This is a genomic window from Nonomuraea sp. MTCD27, assembly GCF_041950495.1.
Classification (GTDB): domain Bacteria; phylum Actinomycetota; class Actinomycetes; order Streptosporangiales; family Streptosporangiaceae; genus Nonomuraea.
The window spans coordinates 513,307-531,030 of sequence record NZ_JBGNUW010000003.1 but is presented as its reverse complement, the minus strand read 5'-3'; the positions used below and the strand labels follow the sequence as shown (position 1 = coordinate 531,030).

Sequence of the window (17,724 nt, the reverse complement as noted above, 5' to 3'; positions counted from 1 at the left end):
AGGGGGCGGGCGTGCCGGTCCTGCTGCTGCCGCAGTCCGCGTCCGGGGCGCCGACCGTCGCCGTGGCAGGCGCCTCACCGCTCGGCCTGGCCGGGCGGGCGCAGCCGGTCAAGGTGGCCCGGGTCGTCGCCGTCTCGAGCGTCGGCATCGCAGCGGCCGGGGGCGCACGCAAGACGACCCCTTCCACCGCCCGGGCATCAGCCGCCAGCACGTCCACCGCGACCGTACGCAAGGTGTCCACCCCCAGCAGCCGGGCCGCCGCCGTAACCACGGCCGCCGCCACGGCACGCAAGGCCGCCACCGTCGCCGCCCGCACGCCGCTGGCCGCCGCCGTTCTGCTCGCCGCCCGCAAGGCTGTGCGGGCCAGCACAACCGGCGCGGTCGCCGCATCCGGGTACGCCGCCACCGGGAAGACCGCGACACCGACAGTCCGCGCCGCATCAGCCCTGGCAGCACGGGCATCCGGCACCCACACGGCGTCAGCCTCCGCGACCGCGGCCGCCGCAACGGCTGCGACCGGCAGCACGCGGAAGGCTGTAGCGGCCTCCACAGCCGCGAACAGTGTGCTGTCGAGCACAGGAGTCGCGGCAGCCCGTAAACCGGCGTCAGCGGCCAGCACAGCCGCGTACGACGCCACCCTGGCCGCCCGCAAGCAGACAGCCTCGACAGTGGTGGCGCCGGTCGCCGCCCTGGGGCGGGCCGCCGCAGCGAAACGCCTCCCGGCCGCGGCCCGATCCGCGTCCGCCACCATCAGCCACGCCGCCGCCGTACACCACGGCACCGCCGCAGTGAACGGGCTCCTGGCCGCCGCAGCTCGGGTCGGCGCGGCGAAGAAGGCTCCGGCGCAAGGCCGGGCGCCGCTCGCGTTCCGAACCTCGGGTGTTGCCGGCGGTGTCGCCACCATCGCCGTCGCCGCCCACACCGGGTTCGCCTTCGCGGCCCGCGGCGCCACCAGCAAAACCGTGCGCGCGGGCGGCACCGGCATGCTGGCCGCCGCGAGCGTGGACACCGCGGCGAAACGGGCACCGGCCGCAGGAGCCGGGGCGCTTGCGTTGGCGGCCCGCCACTCGCAGGCCATCATCCGCGCCGTCACCGCAACATCGCGGCTCGGCCTCACAAGCCAGGCCGCCGCACGGAAGACCGCGGCCGGGGCCGGCCGACCGGTGCTGCTGCTGGCCGGTGTGCCGGTCGCTCGCCGGATCACAGCCGCAGCCAGCACCGCCGGGCCGGCGCTCACCGCCTGGGCCGGCACCGGGCGCCGGATCATCGTTGCCGCGTCCTGCTGCACCGTCCTGTCCGGGCGTGGCGGGGCGGCGCACAAAGCGTCCGCGGCGGGCCTATCCCTGGTGGGGCTCGCCGCGGCGGCAGCCGGCACTCGCCGCATCGCCGTGACCGCCCGGGCAGAGCTCGCACTCGCCGCCCATCTCGCATACGCCACGGACACCGGGCCGGTCGTCGTGCCGACGGCGGGGCCGCCGCAAACAGGATGGTCGGTCGGCACGGTGCGGGTGCCCCGCAGGGGTGTCCGTCCACCGAGGGTGGGGAGGGTCTGACATGGCGTCCATGCCCGCATCCTCGAACGAGGACGTGTTCGTGCCGTGGGGCCCGGACGCGGTCGGCCAGCCCGCCCAGATCGCCGTCGTACCCGCGACGGCGGGAGAGCCGGTCGACGCCGACTACCGGAACGCGACCTGGATCGACGGCGAAGCGTCCCTGCATGTGGGCGCCGGAACTGACCTGGAGCTGGAGCCGGGCGTGTACGTGATCTGGTCGCGGGTCACCATCGGCGACCGGCGGCCGGTTCGCCGCTCCGGCGTGCTCACCGTCGGCAACCCGTGACCGTCACGTCCCCGTGGGAGTTCGCCGCCCGCGCATTCGAGCCCAAACCCCGCAGGTGGGCGAGCCCGGGCGACTTGGCTTGCGCCCTCGACCCGACCACTGTGCAAACCCCGGCGCTGGACGTCATCGACCGCGAACTCGTCGCCCTCGCCGACGGCGACAACGACCGGCTGATGGTCTGCATGCCGCCGCAGGAAGGAAAAAGTTCCCGCATCTCGCACCGGTTCGCCGAGTGGCTGCTCGTCCACGACCCCGACCTGCGCATCGCGATCGTCTCCTACGCCGACGAGATCGCCCGCCGGTGGGGCTCCGACATCAAGCTGGACGCCCAAACGTTCAACGGCGAAGACGACACCATCGACCTCGGCATCCGGCTGCGCACTGACTCCCGCGCCGCGGGCCGCTGGCAGATCGAAGGCCGCAAGGGCGGCGTCTACTGCGTCGGCGTCGGCGGCGCGCTCGCTGGTAAACCCGTCGACGTGCTCCTCTGGGATGACCCGCTCAAGGACCTGGAGCAGGCCCAGTCCGCCTCCTACCGGGAGCGGGCGTGGCGGTTCTGGCAGGCCGTCGCAGTCCCCCGCCTCGGCCCGGGATCGCGGGTTGTGCTGGTCACCACCCGCTGGCACGAAAACGATCCTGCCGGCCGGCTGCTTGCTCACGAGCCTGAGCGGTGGCGCGTGGTACGTATCCCTGCGATCGCGGAGGTCGACGACGACCCGCTCGGCCGGTCGATCGGCGAACCGATGATCTCCGCTCGGGGGGAGCGGGACTGGGGTCGGATCCGGCAGAGCGTCGGCGAGTACGTGTGGGCCGCGCTCTACCAGCAGCGGCCCGCCCCCGCCGACGGCGGCCTGTTCAAACGCAGCACGCTGCGGCACTGGACGAAGGGCGCCGCCGAACGGCTCCTCCTCGACGGCCGCATCGTGGATCTGCGGGACTGCTGGCGGTTCCTCACCGTCGACCTCGCCGCCAGCGTGCGCACGTCGGCGGACTACACGGTGGCGGCGGTGTGGGCGATCGCCCCCGACGGGGACCTGGTGATGCTCGACGGCATCCGGGTACGCCTGGACCCGGCCGGGCACTGGCCCGCCGTCCGCTCGCTGCGCGAGCGTTGGTCGGCGGACGTGGTGTTCGTCGAGTCGCGCATGTTCGGCACCACCCTCGTCTACGAGGCGGCCAAAGCGGGCGTCCCGGTGCAGGAGTTGCACGCCGACGCCGACAAGCTGACCAGGGCGTTGCCTGCCACGGCCCGGGCGGATTCGGGCCGGCTGTGGTTCCCGCCGGAGGACCGGTTCCCAGCCTGGCAGGACTGGCAGGACGAGCTGCTCGCGTTCCCGAACGGGGTGCACGATGACGTGCCTGACGTGGTGGCCTACGCCGCCCGGGTGGCTGGGGCGCATTGGGTGCCGGCGGAGACGCAGCGGAGGCCGGGTGTGTCGGGTTACGACGACGCGGTGATTGAGCAGGCGTACGCGGCGGCGACCGGCAACGCGACCGGCCTCGACCTCATGTCGATCAACTATTGAACGGGGATGGGCCATGGCGACGATTGCGGTGGACTTCGACGGCGTGATCCACACGTACGGGAAGGGCTGGCACGACGGCAGCATCTACGACGAGCCCGTGCCGGGCGCGCTCGATGCTCTGCGCTCGCTCATGAAGGAGTACGCAGTTCTTCGTCTTCACGACCCGAACAGTCGAGGACGTGGCCGAGTGGCTGATCAATCGCGGGATGCCATGCCGGATCGGCCACGACGGGCCGTTCTGGAATGACATGGGTTCCCTGCTGGTCACGAACCGGAAACTCGCAGCGGTGGCGTACATCGACGACCGGGGCATCCGGTTCGAGTCCTGGCCGCAGGCGCTCGCTGACCTATCCGCGCTCACCTGAGAACCTGCTGGCTGTCTCGTTCGCGCCCTTCCGGCTGCTGGCCGGATGCGCCTTTTAAGCCGGATGGCGTCCGGCGCTGGGCGGGGCACTCGCCAACCCGCAGCGGCGAGACGGCCAGCACAACAACAACGACGACGAAGCGGGGTGATCGCCATGGCCAAGCCCGCCGCCGTCCCCGTCACCCTGCACATCGGCAGCAGCATCGCCGACCTCGGCGCCGTAGATCTACCCCTTATCGCCACCCCGGCGGGACGTGACGCGGCCGGGCTGTGGCACGTCGACTTCCACGTCGACCACGCCGAATTCCGGCACGGCATCGCCGAACTGCTGCGCTCCGCCGCCGACGAATTCGACAAGGGGGCCACCGATGGCGGCTAGCGCCCCCACCAGGGATCTCGGCCACCTCGACGCCTCCTTCGGCCTCTGGTTGGGCGAATGGCTCGAAACCATCCCCGACCTGATCTGGCCGCAATCCGTTCAAACGTACGCGCGGATGCGCTACGACCCGCAGCTCACCGCCGTCCTCGCCGCCTACACCCTCCCCATCCGCCGCGCCACGTGGGCGGTCGACCCGGCCGGGTGCCGCGACCAGGTCGTCCAAGTCGTCGCCGACGACCTCGGCCTGCCCATCCTCGGCGCCGACAACAAGCCCGGCCCGGCGAGGCGACGCGGCGTCCGCTGGGCCGACCACATCCGGCTCGCCCTCGGCGCGCTCACCTACGGGTTCATGCCGTTCGAACGCCGCTACGAGATCCGCGACGGCATGGCCCGCCTCGTCAACCTCGGGGAGCGGCTGCCGCACACCATCGGCGACATCCAGCTGCGCCGCGACGGCACCATCGAATCCATCCAACAGGACTTGGTGCCCGGCTCCAAGCCGATCAGCGCGGACCGGCTGGTCTGGTACTGCCGGGAACGCGAGGGCGCCAACTGGGCGGGCCGGTCCATGCTGCGCTCCTCCTACGGCGCGTGGCTGCTCAAGCACGAAATTTGGCGCGTCCACGCCACCAGCATCCGCCGTTTCGGCATGGGCGTCCCCAACGTGGAGGCGCCGCCCGGCGCCATCCCCGCCCAGATCATCGAAGCGCAACGGCTGGCCAGCTCCATGCGGGTCGGCGACCAGTCCGGTGTCGGCCTGCCCGCCGGGTTCAAACTGAACATCACCGGCATGACCGGCAGCGCCCCGGACGCGATGGCCTACATCCACTACCTCGACCAGCAGATGTCCCGCTCCGCGCTGGCCGGGCTCATGGACCTGGGCGACACCAGCAACGGATCCCGCGCGCTCGGAGCCTCCTTCCTCGACCTGTTCCTGCTGTCGCTGCAGGCGGTCGCAGACGAGATCGCCGACACCGCCACCTCCGGCGTCCCGGGTATCCCCGGCATCGTCACCCAGCTGGTCGACTACAACTGGGGCGACACCGAGCCCGCCCCGCGCATCGTCGTGCAGGACGTCGGCTCCCGGCAGGAGGTGACCGCCGAAGCGCTCGACCAACTGATCCGGTCCGGCGCCATCACCCCCGACGCCGAGCTCGAAGCGTACGTGCGCAACGCGTGGAAGCTGCCCGCCCGCGCCGACAGCCCGCCGCCTCCCTCGCCGGTTCCGGCGCAGACGCAGGCGGCGTCACGCCCCCGCCGACGCCGCACCACCCGGGCCCGGGCTGCCACGTCCGAGGAGGGCGTCCGACGCCAACTCACCCTGGCTGAAGACGCCTCCGGCATGGACCCTGCCGCCATCCAAGACGCCTGGCAGAACACCCTCGACGGGTTGCTCGCCGACTGGCAGGACATCAGCGAGGCGTGGCGGACCGACCTGGGCGAGCAGATCGGGCAGGCGCTCGAAGACGGCGACATCGAAGCGCTGAGCACGCTCACTCTCGACAGCGCCGTGGCCGCGACGCTCCTGGCCGCCGCCATGGTGGCTCTGGCCGGAACCGCGGGCGAGCAGATGGCGGCCGAAGCAGCATCGCAAGGCGTCCAGGTGGATCCGCCGCCGGTGGATGAGGAAGGCCTCGGCGCGGTCGCCACCGTGATCGCCACGCTGCTGGCCGTCTGGCTGGCCGGCGCCGCGGCGCGCGAAGCGCTGCGCCTGGCCGTGCCCGGGGCTACGTCCGCGATGTTGGCCGCCGCGGTGGTGACGTTCCTAACTTCGCTTTCGGATCGGTTCCTGCGCGACCAACTCGGCGCCGCCCTCTCCCAGGCGCAGGCGTCCGGAAGGTTCGCCGTCCTTCATGCCGCGCCGAAGGCCAGCCTGCACGCGTCGGAGGTTCTCGACTCCGGAACCTGTGAACCGTGCCGCGACATCGACGGCACCACCTTCGACAACCTGGCCGCCGCCGAAGCCGCATACGGGACCGGCTCCTACATCCACTGCCAAGGCGGCATCCGCTGCCGCGGCACCGTCTACGCCATCTGGCCGTAAGGAGGCCTGACCCCGATGACTGCAGAACGCGCACTGGGCATCGTCCTGCTCATCCTGGCCATCGCCATCCTCGTGCTCCTCATACTGCGGCTCACCTGATGGCCGACCTGACCGTGCCGGCCGCATCCCCGCTGTCGGCCGTGCACGGCGTCGAACTCGTGCAGGCCGGGCAGTGGAATCTGTCCACCGGCACCGTCACGTTCAGCCGCGACGACTTGGCGGCCGCGGTCGGCGCCCTCGACTGCCCCGCCATCCGACGGCCCGTGTTGAAGCTCGGCCATTCCGAACCGGACCCGGACGAGCGCGGCATGCGGTGGGACGGCGAACCCGCAGTCGGATGGATCGACAACATGGCGCTCGCCGACTCCGGCCACACCATCGTCGGCGACTACGTCGGCATGCCCGGCTGGCTCGCCGACATCCTGCCCTCCGCATACCCCGACCGCAGCATCGAAGCGTACTTCGACTGGCCGTGCCAGCTCGGCCACACCCACCCGTTCGTGATCAGCGCCGTCGCCCTGCTCGGCGTGGTCGCGCCCGGCGTCGGCACCCTCCGGTCGCTGCAGGACGTGGCCGCCCTCTACCAGGTCACCGCCGAAGTGGGCACCGGCCAGCCGGTCGTCGTCACCATCCACGCCAGCAAGGGAGCTGTCATGCCCAACCCGCGACCGGCCCAGGTCGCCGCCGGAGTGTCCAGCGAGGATGTGCGCCGCGCCTACTACGAGCACGCCCCCTGGCAGGAGTGGATCTGCGAAATGCAGCTCTCCCCGCTGCAGCTCATCGTGGTGGACGACACGTCCGACAGCTACTACCGGGTGCCCGTCCAAGTCGACGGCGAAGACAGCTTCACCTTCGGTGACAAGGTCGAAGTGAAGATCCGCTACGAGGATGTGCCCGGCGACGGCACGCCCGCCGCCGCGGCGTCGGTGCTGGTGTTCGCGTCGCGCGCCGAATCCAGGCCCGGCCCCCGCCCCGCCCTGGCGGCCGCCGTATCGGACACCGCATGGTCGGACTTTACGCAGGCCGACTACGACGTCGCCCAGTGGCATGCCGCCTGCCTCATCCACACCCACGACGGCGACCCCGAATCGAAGTCCGACTGCAAGCTGCCGGTGCGCGAGCCCGGCGGCACGCTCAACCGCAACGCCGTGCACGCCGCAGCCGGACGGATCGGCCAGCTCAAGGATGTGCCCGCCGACGACGTGAAGGCCGCCGCCAAAAAGCTGGTCGGCCTCTACCGCAACGAGCTGGACGAGGATCCGCCTGAGTCTCTGCTCGAGCTCGCCGGCGACACCGCGTCCGCGGCGGCGAAGGCCGCCCCTGATTCTCCCCGGGTCGAGCCGGCCGCGGGGCCCACCCCACCACCCGAAGGAGCATCCATGGCTCTGGACGAGGGCCTGCGTGAGCGGCTCGGCCTCGAAGCCGACGCTGACGAGGCCGCGATCCTGGCGAAGCTCGACGAGACGCTCGCCGAACTGACCGCCCCGCCCGCGCCGGTCGAGCCGCCTGTGCCGGTCGCCGCGTCGCTGCCGCCCGGCACCGTCGCCGTCGACGAAGCCACCCTCGCAGACCTGCGCGAGAAGGCCGAGCAGGGCGTCGCCGCCCGCGCCCGCCAGCTCACCGAGGACCGCGACCGCGCCATCGAAGACGCCATCCGCGCAGGCAAGACGCTGCCCGCCCGCCGCGAGCACTGGCAGCAGGCGTGGGCCGCCGACCCCGACGGCACCCGCCAGATGCTCGCCTCCCTCGCGCCCGGCCTCGTCCCGCTCGAGGACTTGGGCGAGCCCGGCGGCGACCCCGACACCTCCGACACCGAGTCGGAGTTCGACGGCCTCTTCTCCAGGAAGGTGGGCTAACCGATGGCTGACTACGCGCCCGTCTACTACGGCGGCACCGAGCCGTTCTCCATGACCGCCTCCGCCACCATCGTCGGCGGCCAGGTGCTGTTCGCGTCCGGCGTCGGCACCGTCGCCCCCACCGCGGGAGCCAACGGCGCCATCGTCGGCGTCGCCGCCCACGACGCCACCTCCGGCCAGCGAGTCACCGTGTGGCCCGTGACCGGCGTCATGCACGAAACCACCACCCCGGCCGGCGTCACCGCCGGTGCCGCGCTCGCCTCCGCCGCCGCGGGCGGCGTCGATTCCGGCACGCTCGCCACGCTCGCCGCCGCGGGCACGCTGATCGGCACCGCCACCTCGACCGCGACCGGCGGCAACAAGTGCCGCTGGATCGGCCGCTAACCCCCGAAAGGACGTCAGGACATGCCTGGTACCTACCCGGCGGCACCCCCGAGCCTTTCGGGCGATCTGCTCACGATCAGCCGCCTCCTGCAGCAGCCGACCGCCATCCGCAGGCGGCTGCGCACCTTCACCGACCTGCGGTTCGTCTCCGACCAGATCCTCACCCAGCGTTTCCGCAGTAGCGGCGGCGCGGTCATGTACGAGGTGTCGGAGCCGATCGTCAACGCCCGCCCGGTCGAGTCCGTCTCGCCCGGCAGCACCTACCCGAAGGACGTGCCCGGCACCGGCACCGCCGCCGTGGCCGCAATCCAGAAGTGGGGTCAGGCCGTCGACCTGACCGACGAGGAACTCAAGCGGTCGGTGTACATGGGGGACGCTCTCGACAGGGCGCTCCGCAAGGTGATCAACAGCATCATCAAGCAGGTCGACTCGATCACCATGTCGGCGGTCGGCTCGGCGGTCACCGCGTCCGGCGCGGCCACCGCCGTCTGGTCGAACGCCACCACGGCGACGATCCTGCGCGACATCGAACTGGCGAAGGCTGCGATCGTCGACCTCAACCAGGGCTACATGCCCGACACGATCCTGCTGTCGTCCACCAAGTACGCGTACATGGCGTCCGACCCCAACATCGCCAACCTGCGGCGCCGAGAGACGACGGACAACCCGGTCTACACCGGGAAGATCGACGTCATCGACGATCTGACCGTGGTGGTCGCCCCCGTCTCGGCGCTGCCGTCCGACGACGTGTGGGTGCTCGACTCGCAGCAGTTGGGCGGCATGGCCGACGAAGCCGAAGCCGACCCCGGCTACACGGTGGGCGACATGGCCGTCCAGGTCGCCACCGAACGCCTCGGCAGCCGCGACACCTGGGAGCTGCGCGGCCGCCGCCTGACGGTGCCGGTCGTGCAGGAGCCCGGCGCAGGCCGCAAGATCACCGGCACGTGAGGTTGCTGTGACCTTCTACCAGGTGACGGCGCCGTGCGTCGTCCACATCCCCACCGTCACCGCGGCCGGGCCCGCCCTCGGAACCTTCTACAAGGACGCGGTCCTGCCCGACGGTGTGCCGCAGGACAAGCTCGACCATCTGCTCGCCAACGGCATGATCCGTGCCGTCGACGAGCCCGGATCCGAGCCCGAGGCCGAGTCTGAGGCTGGGCAGGATCCCGCGCAGGGCGGCCAGGACCCGGCAGAGTCGCCGCCCGGCGACGGCGTCCCCACGGTCAACTCCCGCTCATCGAAAGCCGACCTGATCGCCTACGGGGTCGCCAACGGCGACGGCACCCCCGAGGCGCTGGCCGAGTTGACCCGCGACCAACTGCTGGGCCGGTACGTCCGTCAGCAGCAGTAAAGGCGTGGCCCTGGCCGGCGGGCCTCCCCTGTCGCCGCCGGCCAGGCCACCACAAACGCGAGAGGGGTGGGGTGGTGGCTGAAGCTTGGGCGCCGCTGCTGGAGCAGGTCGCCGACCACATCCCCACCCGCACCCGAGACAAGGACACCCCCAGCGACGACACCCTCTTGGGGACGTTCAACGCGTCCACCACGCCGACCGGGGAGCAAGCCCAACGGCACATCAACGCCGCCTGCCGCGAAGTGCTCGCCGCCATCGGCGGCACCCTCCCGGCCACCCCCACCTTCCTGCCCGGGATGGCTACGGACGCGGCCGCGCTCAGGGCTGCCGCCACGATCGAACTCGCCTACCCCGACCGGCAAGCCGACGTCAGCGTGTACGAGCAGTTGAACACCCGCGCCGACGCCGCCTTGCAGCGGTTGATCGACGCCGTCAACGACCAAGGCTCCGGCACCGAAGGATCCCTGCTGCCCGTGTGGGCGATGCCCGACCCGCCCTGGTGGGGCGACTACCCCCTATAGGAGGCGGCGGTGGCGGACGTGACCTGGGTGTGGAACGAGCCCGAAGTGTTCCGGCTGCTCAAATCGTATGAGGGGCCGGTCGGCCGCCACATGGACGTCCTCGGCGAGAAGGTGAAGCGCGGCGCCCAACGGCGCGCACCCGTCTCCGCGGCAGGCTCCGACGGCCGCCCGCCCGGCTACACCAAGTCGAAGATCCGGTGGGACCGGGGGCGTGACCCTATCGGCCAGTACCGCGACATCTCCAGCCCCGCCCGCACGGTCCATGGTGAGCCCGTCGGGTTGTTCATGGAGGTCGGAACGCGCGCTCACGTGATCCGGCCGCGCAACCCGAACGGCTGGCTGCGTTGGATCGGCTCCGACGGCCGGGTGCATTTCGCGAAGAAAGTCAACCATCCCGGCACCAGGCCGTACCCGCACCTGCGCCCGGCCCTCGAAGACCTGCGCGGCGCCTGATGCCCGGATATGTGGCCGCGGTCACCATCGTCCGCGCCTGGATCACCGCACAACCCGACCTGGTCGGCCCCGGCCGTCCGATCGCGTTGGGCGCGTTCCGGCAGCATCCGCGCTCCCCCGGCCAAGGCGCGTACGTGCTGCTGTCCCGGATCGGCCGCGCCGCCGACCTGGTCGCCGAAGACGTCCTGGACAGCCCGCGCATCTCCGCCTCCATCTACGCCGGCACCGACGAGGCCGCCGAACTGGCGGCGGTCGCCTACGCCAACGCTGTCACGTCCCTCACCGGCACGCCCGCCGCCGTTGACGGCCACCGGTTTCTGGTCGCCGACGACGTGGTCGGCCCCCTGCTCGTCGACAACCACGACAGCGACCGCGAGCAATACCAATACCTCGTCGACAGCAGCTTCTACCTGCAATAACACGCTCTCCCGCCTGCCCTGACCTGGAGGTTTTCATGGCGGCTCTCACCCTCCAGACGCTGGTGCCTGGCGGCTCAGCGTCCACCCTCGTCGCCGCGGCCGGCGGCGGCGACACCTGCCCCGCCGGCGACGGCGTCTTCCTCGAAGCGCTCAACGGCTCCGGCGCCCCCATCACGATCACCCTGGTTACGCCCGGCCTCTACGAGGGGCTGGCCATCGCGGACCGGGCGGTGATCGTGCCCGCCGGGGAACGCTGGAAGATCCCGGTACCGCGCCTGTTTGCGGCGGCGGACGGGCAGTGCGCCATCACCTACTCCGGCGTCACGTCGCTGACCGTCGGCGTTTTCAAGGCGTCCTGACCGTGGCCGCCCGCACCAGCAAGCAGACCGGCGACAAGACGCCCGGCCAGGAGCCGCCGCCGTACTACATCGCGACCGCGCCGCTGTTCATCGGCGGCAGCCAGTTCGCCCGCGCCTTCAACCCGGGCGACCACGTGCCGCCCGGCCACGTCGACGAGCACGGCTGGCACGACCAGGTCCGCGCCCCGGACGGCTACGAGATGCCCGCCAAGCCCAGCAACGACGAGCCTGAGACCCCCACCGGCCAGGCCACCACCGAAGGAAAGGGTGACGCCTGATGGCTCGCGGAAATCCCGCCAACTTGGCCCTGGGCCCCGGCTCGCTGTACATCGCGGTGCTCGGCACGCCCGAGCCCGCCGACCTGGTCACGCCGTGGGCGAGCGTGTCCACGAACTGGATTCAGCTCGGCTACACGGATGAGGGCTCGACGTTCAACTACAGCGTCGACTCCGAAAACGTTGAGGTCGCCGAAGAGCTCGACCCGATCGCGGTCGCCCTCACCTCCCGCGAACTGTCCCTCAGCATGGCCCTGGCCGAGATCACCGCGGCGAACCTGAAGCGCGCGTTGAACGGCGGCAGCATCGTCGCAGGTACGGGGATCGTCACGTTCGAGCCGCCCGACTTGGGCGAGGAGGTGCGGACGATGCTCGGCTGGGAGTCCGAGGACCACACCGAGCGCTGGGTGTACCGCAAGTGTTTGCAGGTCGGCTCCATGGAGATGTCGCGGGCGAAGGGCGCCGCCAAGGCCACCATCAGTTGCGAGTTCAAGCTGGAACGCCCGGCGCTGGCCAAAAGCTTCAAGGCGATCATGGCGACGGCGAGGGCCGCGTAGATGCGTTCCTACACCTCCAAGGGCCGCCGGCAGAACACGGATGTGCCGCGGCTGGAGTTCGAGATCGACGGCGTCACCTTCACCGGCGACGGCTCCGTCAGCGTCATGGACCTGTCCGAGTTCGCCCGGCTGGCCACCCTCGGCACCGACACCCAGGACCCCCGGGCGGGGGCGATCATCGCCGACATCTACCACGCGCTGCTCGGCGAATCGGAGTATCAGCGGTTCCGCGCCCACTGCCGCAAGCACGGCACCGACGGCGAAACGTTGCTGAGCATCATCGGTGACCTCGCCGCCGAGGAGAGCGAGGAGAAGACCGGCCGCCCTACCGGCAGGTCCTCGGACTCCTCCGATGGGCCGCCGAACGCCCCGGCTACTGTGACGGTCGTTTCCTTCTCCAAGGCCACCGTGGAGGAGAAGCCGGTGGAGGAGACTCCGCCGGTGGTCTCCTACGGCTGACCGACCTGCCGCTGGCTGACCTGCTCGACGTCATCCACGCATGCTGGGTCGACTGGCGGGAGCAGACCGTCCAGACGACCGCGCTGCTCGTGCTGGCCGGGCAGTTGAAAGAGGTCGAGCCGGACGCCCACGCCGCCCTCGACGACCTGTACGGCACTCCTGCGCGGCCCGCGACGGCGCCTGCGCCAGAGCAGGACCCGGAGGAGCGGCGGCGGATCGTCGCCTCTCTCGCCCGCTGACACCCACACGAAACGCTGCCGGGGGGTGTCATGGCGACCCCGCTGGCAGAAGCGTACGTCCGGGTCAGGGCACTCACCGACCGGTTCAAGCCCGACGTCGAGAAGGGCTTCGCCGGGCTCGGCGACCAGTTCGGCAAGCAGTTCTCGCAAGAGGCCGCCGCCCGGCTGCGGGACGAGCGCGGCCGATTCGCCTCCGCCGGCAGCGACGTCGGCGAGGCGGCCGGCAGCGCGGCGGGCGAGGCGTTCGGCCGCGGCATGGCCGAGCAGGGCGCCGTCCAGCTCGGCGACGACGGCAACACCTTCGTCAAGGTGGGACGCGACATCGGCGGCGACGCCGGGAAGGCTGGCGGCCACGAGCTCGGCAACGAGATGGGCGGCCAAGGCTCGGTCGCCTTCGCCGGCAGTTCGGGGCGGTTCGTTGAAGCGGGGCGCCGTATCGGCGACGAGGCCGGGTCGGCGGCCGGGCAGGCGTTCGCCAGGCGGTACACGCAGGACGCGCTCGGGCGTTGGCATGACGAGCGCGGCCGGTTCGTCTCTACTGCGGAGGCGACCGGCGAGGAGTCGGGGCGCGGGTTCTCCCGCGGGTTCGGCCGCGGAATGCAGCAGGGCGTCCGGGACTCCGACGGGTTCGGCAACGCTATGCGCCGGCTGGGCGAGGTAGGCCGGCAGGCGCTGGAGACGATGCTGCCGTCGTTGGGCAAGCTGACGGCCGGGCTGGGGTCGACGGCCGCCGTGGCGGGCAGCGTGGCCGCCGGCATAGCCGGGCTGGGCGCCGCCGCGGCGTCGTCGGCTGGCTTCGTGACCGTGCTCGCCGCCGAGCTGGCGCCCGCGGCTGGGCTGCTGGCCGCGCTGCCTGGGGTGCTGCTGACCGGGGCTGCGGCCATGACGACGTGGAAGCTGGCCACGGCCGGGCTGGGCGACGTCATGTCGGCTGCGCTGTCCGGCGACTACGAGAAGTTCGCCACCGAAATCCTTGACCTGTCCGAAGCGGGCAAGACGTTCGCCCGCGAGTTCTGGACCGTCGCGCAGCGGCTCCGCGAGTTTCAGGCCGAGGTGCAGGGCACCTTCCTGTCAGAGCTTTCGGGCCATCTGGATCGGTGGCTGCAGGGCGTTCTCCGTCTGCAGCCCGCGATCAGCGGGCTGGCGTCCGAGATGGGGACCTTGGTTCGCGGGTTCCTCGACTTCGGCACGTCGGAGCGCACCATCTCGCGGCTCGGCGGCGTGTTTGCCAACACGCGCAGCCTGGTCGCCGCGGTCAACGACGCCCTTCAGCCGCTGCTGAAAGGGTTCCTCGATCTGGGCACGGTCGGCTCGTCGTGGCTGGCCAGCCTGTCGGGAGGCCTGGCGGAGAACCTGACGAAGTTCGGCGAGTGGATGACTCGGGTGGCCGAGTCGGGCCAGGCGTGGGCGTGGATGGACAACGCCCGCATGGTCCTCATCGCGCTCGGCGGGGTCGCCAAGGATCTCGGTGCCATCCTGACCGGCGTCTTCGGCGCTGCCCGGGATGCCGGGACCGGGGCGCTCGGCGTGCTCGGGCAACTTGTCGGCAAGTTCAACGAGTGGGTGAACAGCGCGCAGGGCCAAGAGGTGCTGGTCACCGTGTTCAAGGCGTTGGACGCTGTGGGCCGGGCGCTGACACCAGTCATCGCGGCACTCGGTGGCGCTATCGCCGCGATCGCCCCCGAAGCGGCCAAGGTGGCGACCGCGCTCGGGCCGGTGCTGGCGCAGGCGGTCACGGTGCTGGGCAAGGGGATCGCGGCCATGGGTCCCGGCCTGGTGGGGATGGTCGAGGCGTTCGGCCGCATGGTGACCGCGATCGGCCCTCTGGAGCCGCTTGGCGCGGCGATCGGCGACATGTTCGGCGAGCTCGGCAACGCGCTGGCGCTGGTCGTCCCCGAGGTGGCGAAGATCGCTCTCGCTCTCGCCCCGGCGTTGGGGGCTGCGCTGCGCGCACTCGGGCCGGCGCTGGCCGCGCTCGGGCCCGGCCTGGTCGCCATCGCCGAGAACCTCGCCAAGGCGTTCGGGACCGAGGCGGTGCAGAACGGGCTGCTCGCGCTGGGCAAGGGCATCTCCGACCTGCTGGTCGCCGCAGCACCGCTGATCCCGATCATCACGCAGGTTGCGGGCATCCTGCTGCAGTTGCTCGGCGGCGCGGTGACGAATCTGAGCGCCGCGCTGGGCCCGCTCGTCAAGGCGCTGGGTGAGGCGATGGCGCCCGCCCTTGACGCGATCTCCCGTGCCCTGAATCTGCTGATCCCGCTGATGGAGCCGGTCTATAAGGCGTTCGGAGACATCGGCGCCGCGTTGATCACACAGTTGCTGCCACCGATCCTCAACCTGATCCCCACCATGATCGACAGCTTGATTCCGGCGTTCGTGCGGCTCGCCGAGGAGCTCAAGCCACTGATCCCGCTGCTGGCGGACTTCGCCGTCAAGTTCGTCGAGGACATCCTGCCCGCGCTGCTGCCGATGCTGCCCGAGCTGGCCAAGATGTCGCTGGAGTTCACCCGCATGGGCATCGTGCTGGCCCAGCTGGTGGCGGATGTGGCACCCCACATTGAGCGGTTCATCGGGTTCTTCCAGCGGATGTACGACGTCCTCGTGGGGCACAGCATCATCCCCGATCTGATCAACGGGATGACGGACTGGTTCCGCAAGGGGGTGCAGTGGGTCGGGGACATCGTGTCGTGGTTCGGCCGGCTGCCCGAGATGATCGGCGCGTGGCTCGGCACCCTGGTTGACCGGGTGCAAGCGAAGTGGCACGAGATCAAGAACGCGATCGCGGCGAAAATCGACGAGATCAAGACCAAGATCGCCGACGTGCTGGACCAGATCCGGCAGAAGTGGTCCGACATCTGGAACGGGCTCAAGACGTTCGTCTCCGACAAGTGGAACGAGATCAAGACGGCCGTCAGCGGCAAGATCGACGACATGCTCGGCACCATCCGCGGCATACCCGGCCGCATCACTGGCGCCCTGGGGAATCTCGGCAGCCTGCTGTGGGACTCCGGGCGCAGCGTCGTGCAAGGGCTGATCGACGGTCTGTACAGCAAGTTGCAGGACGCCTACAACGCCGCCGCCGACATCCTCAACAGGATCCGCGACCTGTTCCCCTTCAGCCCCGCGCGAGAGGGTCCGTTTTCGGGGCGCGGTTGGGTTACCTACTCTGGCGCGTCGATGATGGCGGGCTTGGCCGAGGGCATCCTGGGCCAGCGGGCGGCGGTCACTGGGGCGCTCGACAGCGTGCTGAAGGCCGGAGCATCGACGCTCGGGGCGGGGTTGAACGTGCCGTTGGCGACGATGGGCGGGGCCAGCCCGGCGCCGGACTTCGCCGGCTCGTTCGGCGCGGCGGCGTCTCCGCCTGGCGTCGTGGCCGGGCAGCGCACCATTGTGATCGAGAACCTCAACCTGCAAGGCGTGTTCGATCCGACCAGCCCCGTGTCGTACCGGCGGACGGTGGAGCGGCTGCGCGAGGCGATCCGCGAGCTGGAGGAGGAGGAGTACGCGAATGCCTAGCAGCCTCCAGCTCGGCCGCCTGGTGCTCAGGGAGACGCAGCATTTCACGGAGAGCGCGTATCAGGGGTGGAGCATGCACATCGAGGGCGTCGAAGTGTGCCCGATGCTCACCCGGCAGGAGACGTGGGACCGCTTCGACGGCGTGCTCGGCGGGCAGGGCGGCCTGGTCAACGTGGTCTTCGAGGAGAAGTCGGAACGCAACGGCTACTACACCGTGAGCTCGGCGTCGGGCGAGGTGAAAGACCGGAAACGGCAGGGCATCACAGAGATCGCCTGGAAGATCAGCCTTCAGCGGCACGGCCCCGACAGCGACGTCGACCTCGAATCGCGGCTGGCCGGCGCCGTCCGCGCCAACGACTTTTCGCTTACCGGCGAGCGCTGGAGTGCCCCGCCGATTGGGCACTACGCCTACTACACCGGCGCCACCCTGCCCAGCATCCTCACCCGCGCCTCAGCGGACGGCATCATCACCGTGTACCGCGGAGTCCCGGCTGGGGTGTCGCCGCGGTGGGGCTGCCCGGTGGAGGACTACCTCAGGGGCCGGGTGCGGGTGTTGAACGCCGGCGTCGAGCGGGTGGGGGCGGCGCACCCGCTCCAGGCCGGCCAGTGGGAGTTGAGCAACGGCCTCGTACGGGTCCGCCCGCTGGCCTCGGCCGGCACGCTGGAGGTGGCCGCCTTCACGGGCGGCGCGTGGCGGCCGAAAGCGTGGTGGGTGGATGTCGGCGGCGCGCAGGTCACTTCGTGGGATTCGGCCAGCGTGCTGCAAAACGACTTGGAGCGCTGCACGGTGCGGCTCACGGTGGCCCGATCCCCGGTCGGGCGGGCATACCTGGATTTGACGTTGCGGCGGGGCTCCCGGTTCGTGGAGGGCTATCTGCAGCGCGGCGACTCCGGCAACTTGTCCGTTTACCTGGCGACGTTGGAGACGCTCACCGACTCCACGAGCTACGTGGTGCGGAGCACGAACGACGGCGACGGCAACCGGGTGATCGCGGGCAGCGCACGCAACTTCGACCCGCACGCCTCAGGAGGCCTGACGCGCACGTCGAACACGGCGCTCGACTTCTGGCTCGGCGTCGTGGCCGGCGGCTCCGGCGCCGTCAGCGGCGACCAAGCCACCAACCTGAGGGACGCTTACATCGGCGCCTTGCCCGAGGTCGTCGCGGCCGTGAGGAGGTGACGC

20 protein-coding genes are annotated in these 17,724 nt (G+C 71.0%); 19 read left to right on the top strand and 1 reads right to left on the bottom strand.

Features of this window, described 5'->3' with window-relative positions; all coding sequences use genetic code 11:
* The first annotated feature begins 11 nt into the window (after nt 1–11).
* The 17 genes from ACBJ59_RS10660 (at nt 12) to ACBJ59_RS10580 (ending at nt 12,786) form a co-directional block, all read left to right on the top strand.
* The gene (locus ACBJ59_RS10660; protein ID WP_375109987.1) at nt 12–1,553 is read left to right on the top strand and encodes a hypothetical protein; all 1,542 of its coding nucleotides are present in this window, start codon (nt 12–14) and stop codon (nt 1,551–1,553) included.
* Between the two features lie 10 nt (nt 1,554–1,563).
* Nucleotides 1,564–1,839, top strand: a complete 276-nt coding sequence (locus tag ACBJ59_RS10655) for a hypothetical protein (protein ID WP_375109986.1) — start codon at nt 1,564–1,566, stop codon at nt 1,837–1,839.
* The gene (terL, locus tag ACBJ59_RS10650) at nt 1,836–3,365 is read left to right on the top strand and encodes a phage terminase large subunit (protein ID WP_375109985.1); all 1,530 of its coding nucleotides are present in this window, start codon (nt 1,836–1,838) and stop codon (nt 3,363–3,365) included. Before ACBJ59_RS10655 ends, terL begins: the two co-directional genes overlap by 4 nt.
* Nucleotides 3,366–3,378: 13 nt before the next feature.
* Nucleotides 3,379–3,612, top strand: a complete 234-nt coding sequence (locus ACBJ59_RS10645) for a hypothetical protein (protein ID WP_375109984.1) — start codon at nt 3,379–3,381, stop codon at nt 3,610–3,612.
* Nucleotides 3,613–3,883: 271 nt separating this feature from the next.
* Nucleotides 3,884–4,108: a hypothetical protein gene (locus ACBJ59_RS10640; protein WP_375109983.1), complete on the top strand. Its 225-nt coding sequence runs from the start codon at nt 3,884–3,886 to the stop codon at nt 4,106–4,108.
* The gene (locus tag ACBJ59_RS10635) at nt 4,098–6,152 is read left to right on the top strand and encodes a hypothetical protein (protein ID WP_375109982.1); all 2,055 of its coding nucleotides are present in this window, start codon (nt 4,098–4,100) and stop codon (nt 6,150–6,152) included. The genes ACBJ59_RS10640 and ACBJ59_RS10635 overlap by 11 nt, the downstream gene beginning before the upstream one ends.
* A 98-nt stretch (nt 6,153–6,250) precedes the next feature.
* Entirely contained in the window at nt 6,251–8,008 is a 1,758-nt protein-coding gene (locus ACBJ59_RS10630) for a phage protease (RefSeq protein ID WP_375109981.1), read from the top strand.
* 3 nt (nt 8,009–8,011) lie between these two features.
* Nucleotides 8,012–8,392, top strand: coding sequence for a capsid cement protein (locus ACBJ59_RS10625; protein WP_375109980.1), 381 nt, complete (start codon nt 8,012–8,014; stop codon nt 8,390–8,392).
* A gap of 21 nt (nt 8,393–8,413) precedes the next feature.
* Entirely contained in the window at nt 8,414–9,340 is a 927-nt protein-coding gene (locus ACBJ59_RS10620; RefSeq protein ID WP_375109979.1) for a hypothetical protein, read from the top strand.
* 7 nt (nt 9,341–9,347) lie between these two features.
* Nucleotides 9,348–9,743 (top strand): hypothetical protein, encoded by a 396-nt coding sequence (locus ACBJ59_RS10615; protein WP_375109978.1) that lies wholly within the window; start codon nt 9,348–9,350, stop codon nt 9,741–9,743.
* A gap of 74 nt (nt 9,744–9,817) precedes the next feature.
* The gene (locus ACBJ59_RS10610) at nt 9,818–10,264 is read left to right on the top strand and encodes a hypothetical protein (protein WP_375109977.1); all 447 of its coding nucleotides are present in this window, start codon (nt 9,818–9,820) and stop codon (nt 10,262–10,264) included.
* A gap of 9 nt (nt 10,265–10,273) precedes the next feature.
* Nucleotides 10,274–10,717: a hypothetical protein gene (locus tag ACBJ59_RS10605; RefSeq protein WP_375109976.1), complete on the top strand. Its 444-nt coding sequence runs from the start codon at nt 10,274–10,276 to the stop codon at nt 10,715–10,717.
* Nucleotides 10,717–11,136, top strand: coding sequence for a hypothetical protein (locus ACBJ59_RS10600; RefSeq protein ID WP_375109975.1), 420 nt, complete (start codon nt 10,717–10,719; stop codon nt 11,134–11,136). Before ACBJ59_RS10605 ends, ACBJ59_RS10600 begins: the two co-directional genes overlap by 1 nt.
* Nucleotides 11,137–11,171: 35 nt before the next feature.
* The gene (locus ACBJ59_RS10595; RefSeq protein WP_375109974.1) at nt 11,172–11,495 is read left to right on the top strand and encodes a hypothetical protein; all 324 of its coding nucleotides are present in this window, start codon (nt 11,172–11,174) and stop codon (nt 11,493–11,495) included.
* A 2-nt stretch (nt 11,496–11,497) separates the two neighbouring features.
* Nucleotides 11,498–11,773, top strand: coding sequence for a hypothetical protein (locus ACBJ59_RS10590; protein ID WP_375109973.1), 276 nt, complete (start codon nt 11,498–11,500; stop codon nt 11,771–11,773).
* Complete coding sequence (locus ACBJ59_RS10585) at nt 11,773–12,327, top strand: hypothetical protein (protein ID WP_375109972.1); 555 nt, start codon at nt 11,773–11,775, stop codon at nt 12,325–12,327. Before ACBJ59_RS10590 ends, ACBJ59_RS10585 begins: the two co-directional genes overlap by 1 nt.
* Entirely contained in the window at nt 12,328–12,786 is a 459-nt protein-coding gene (locus ACBJ59_RS10580) for a hypothetical protein (protein ID WP_375109971.1), read from the top strand.
* On the opposite strand, the gene ACBJ59_RS10575 is transcribed toward ACBJ59_RS10580, so the two are convergent.
* Complete coding sequence (locus ACBJ59_RS10575) at nt 12,777–13,028, bottom strand: hypothetical protein (RefSeq protein WP_375109970.1); 252 nt, start codon at nt 13,026–13,028, stop codon at nt 12,777–12,779. The two genes, ACBJ59_RS10580 and ACBJ59_RS10575, sit on opposite strands and share 10 nt — an antisense overlap.
* A gap of 27 nt (nt 13,029–13,055) precedes the next feature.
* Between ACBJ59_RS10575 and ACBJ59_RS10570 the strand changes: the two genes are divergently transcribed.
* Together ACBJ59_RS10570 and ACBJ59_RS10565 are read left to right on the top strand one after the other, a co-directional pair.
* Nucleotides 13,056–16,541, top strand: a complete 3,486-nt coding sequence (locus ACBJ59_RS10570) for a hypothetical protein (RefSeq protein WP_375109969.1) — start codon at nt 13,056–13,058, stop codon at nt 16,539–16,541.
* A complete protein-coding gene (locus ACBJ59_RS10565; RefSeq protein ID WP_375109968.1) occupies nt 16,534–17,721 on the top strand; it encodes a hypothetical protein in 1,188 nt (395 codons plus the stop codon). The genes ACBJ59_RS10570 and ACBJ59_RS10565 overlap by 8 nt, the downstream gene beginning before the upstream one ends.
* Nucleotides 17,722–17,724 lie beyond the last annotated feature (3 nt).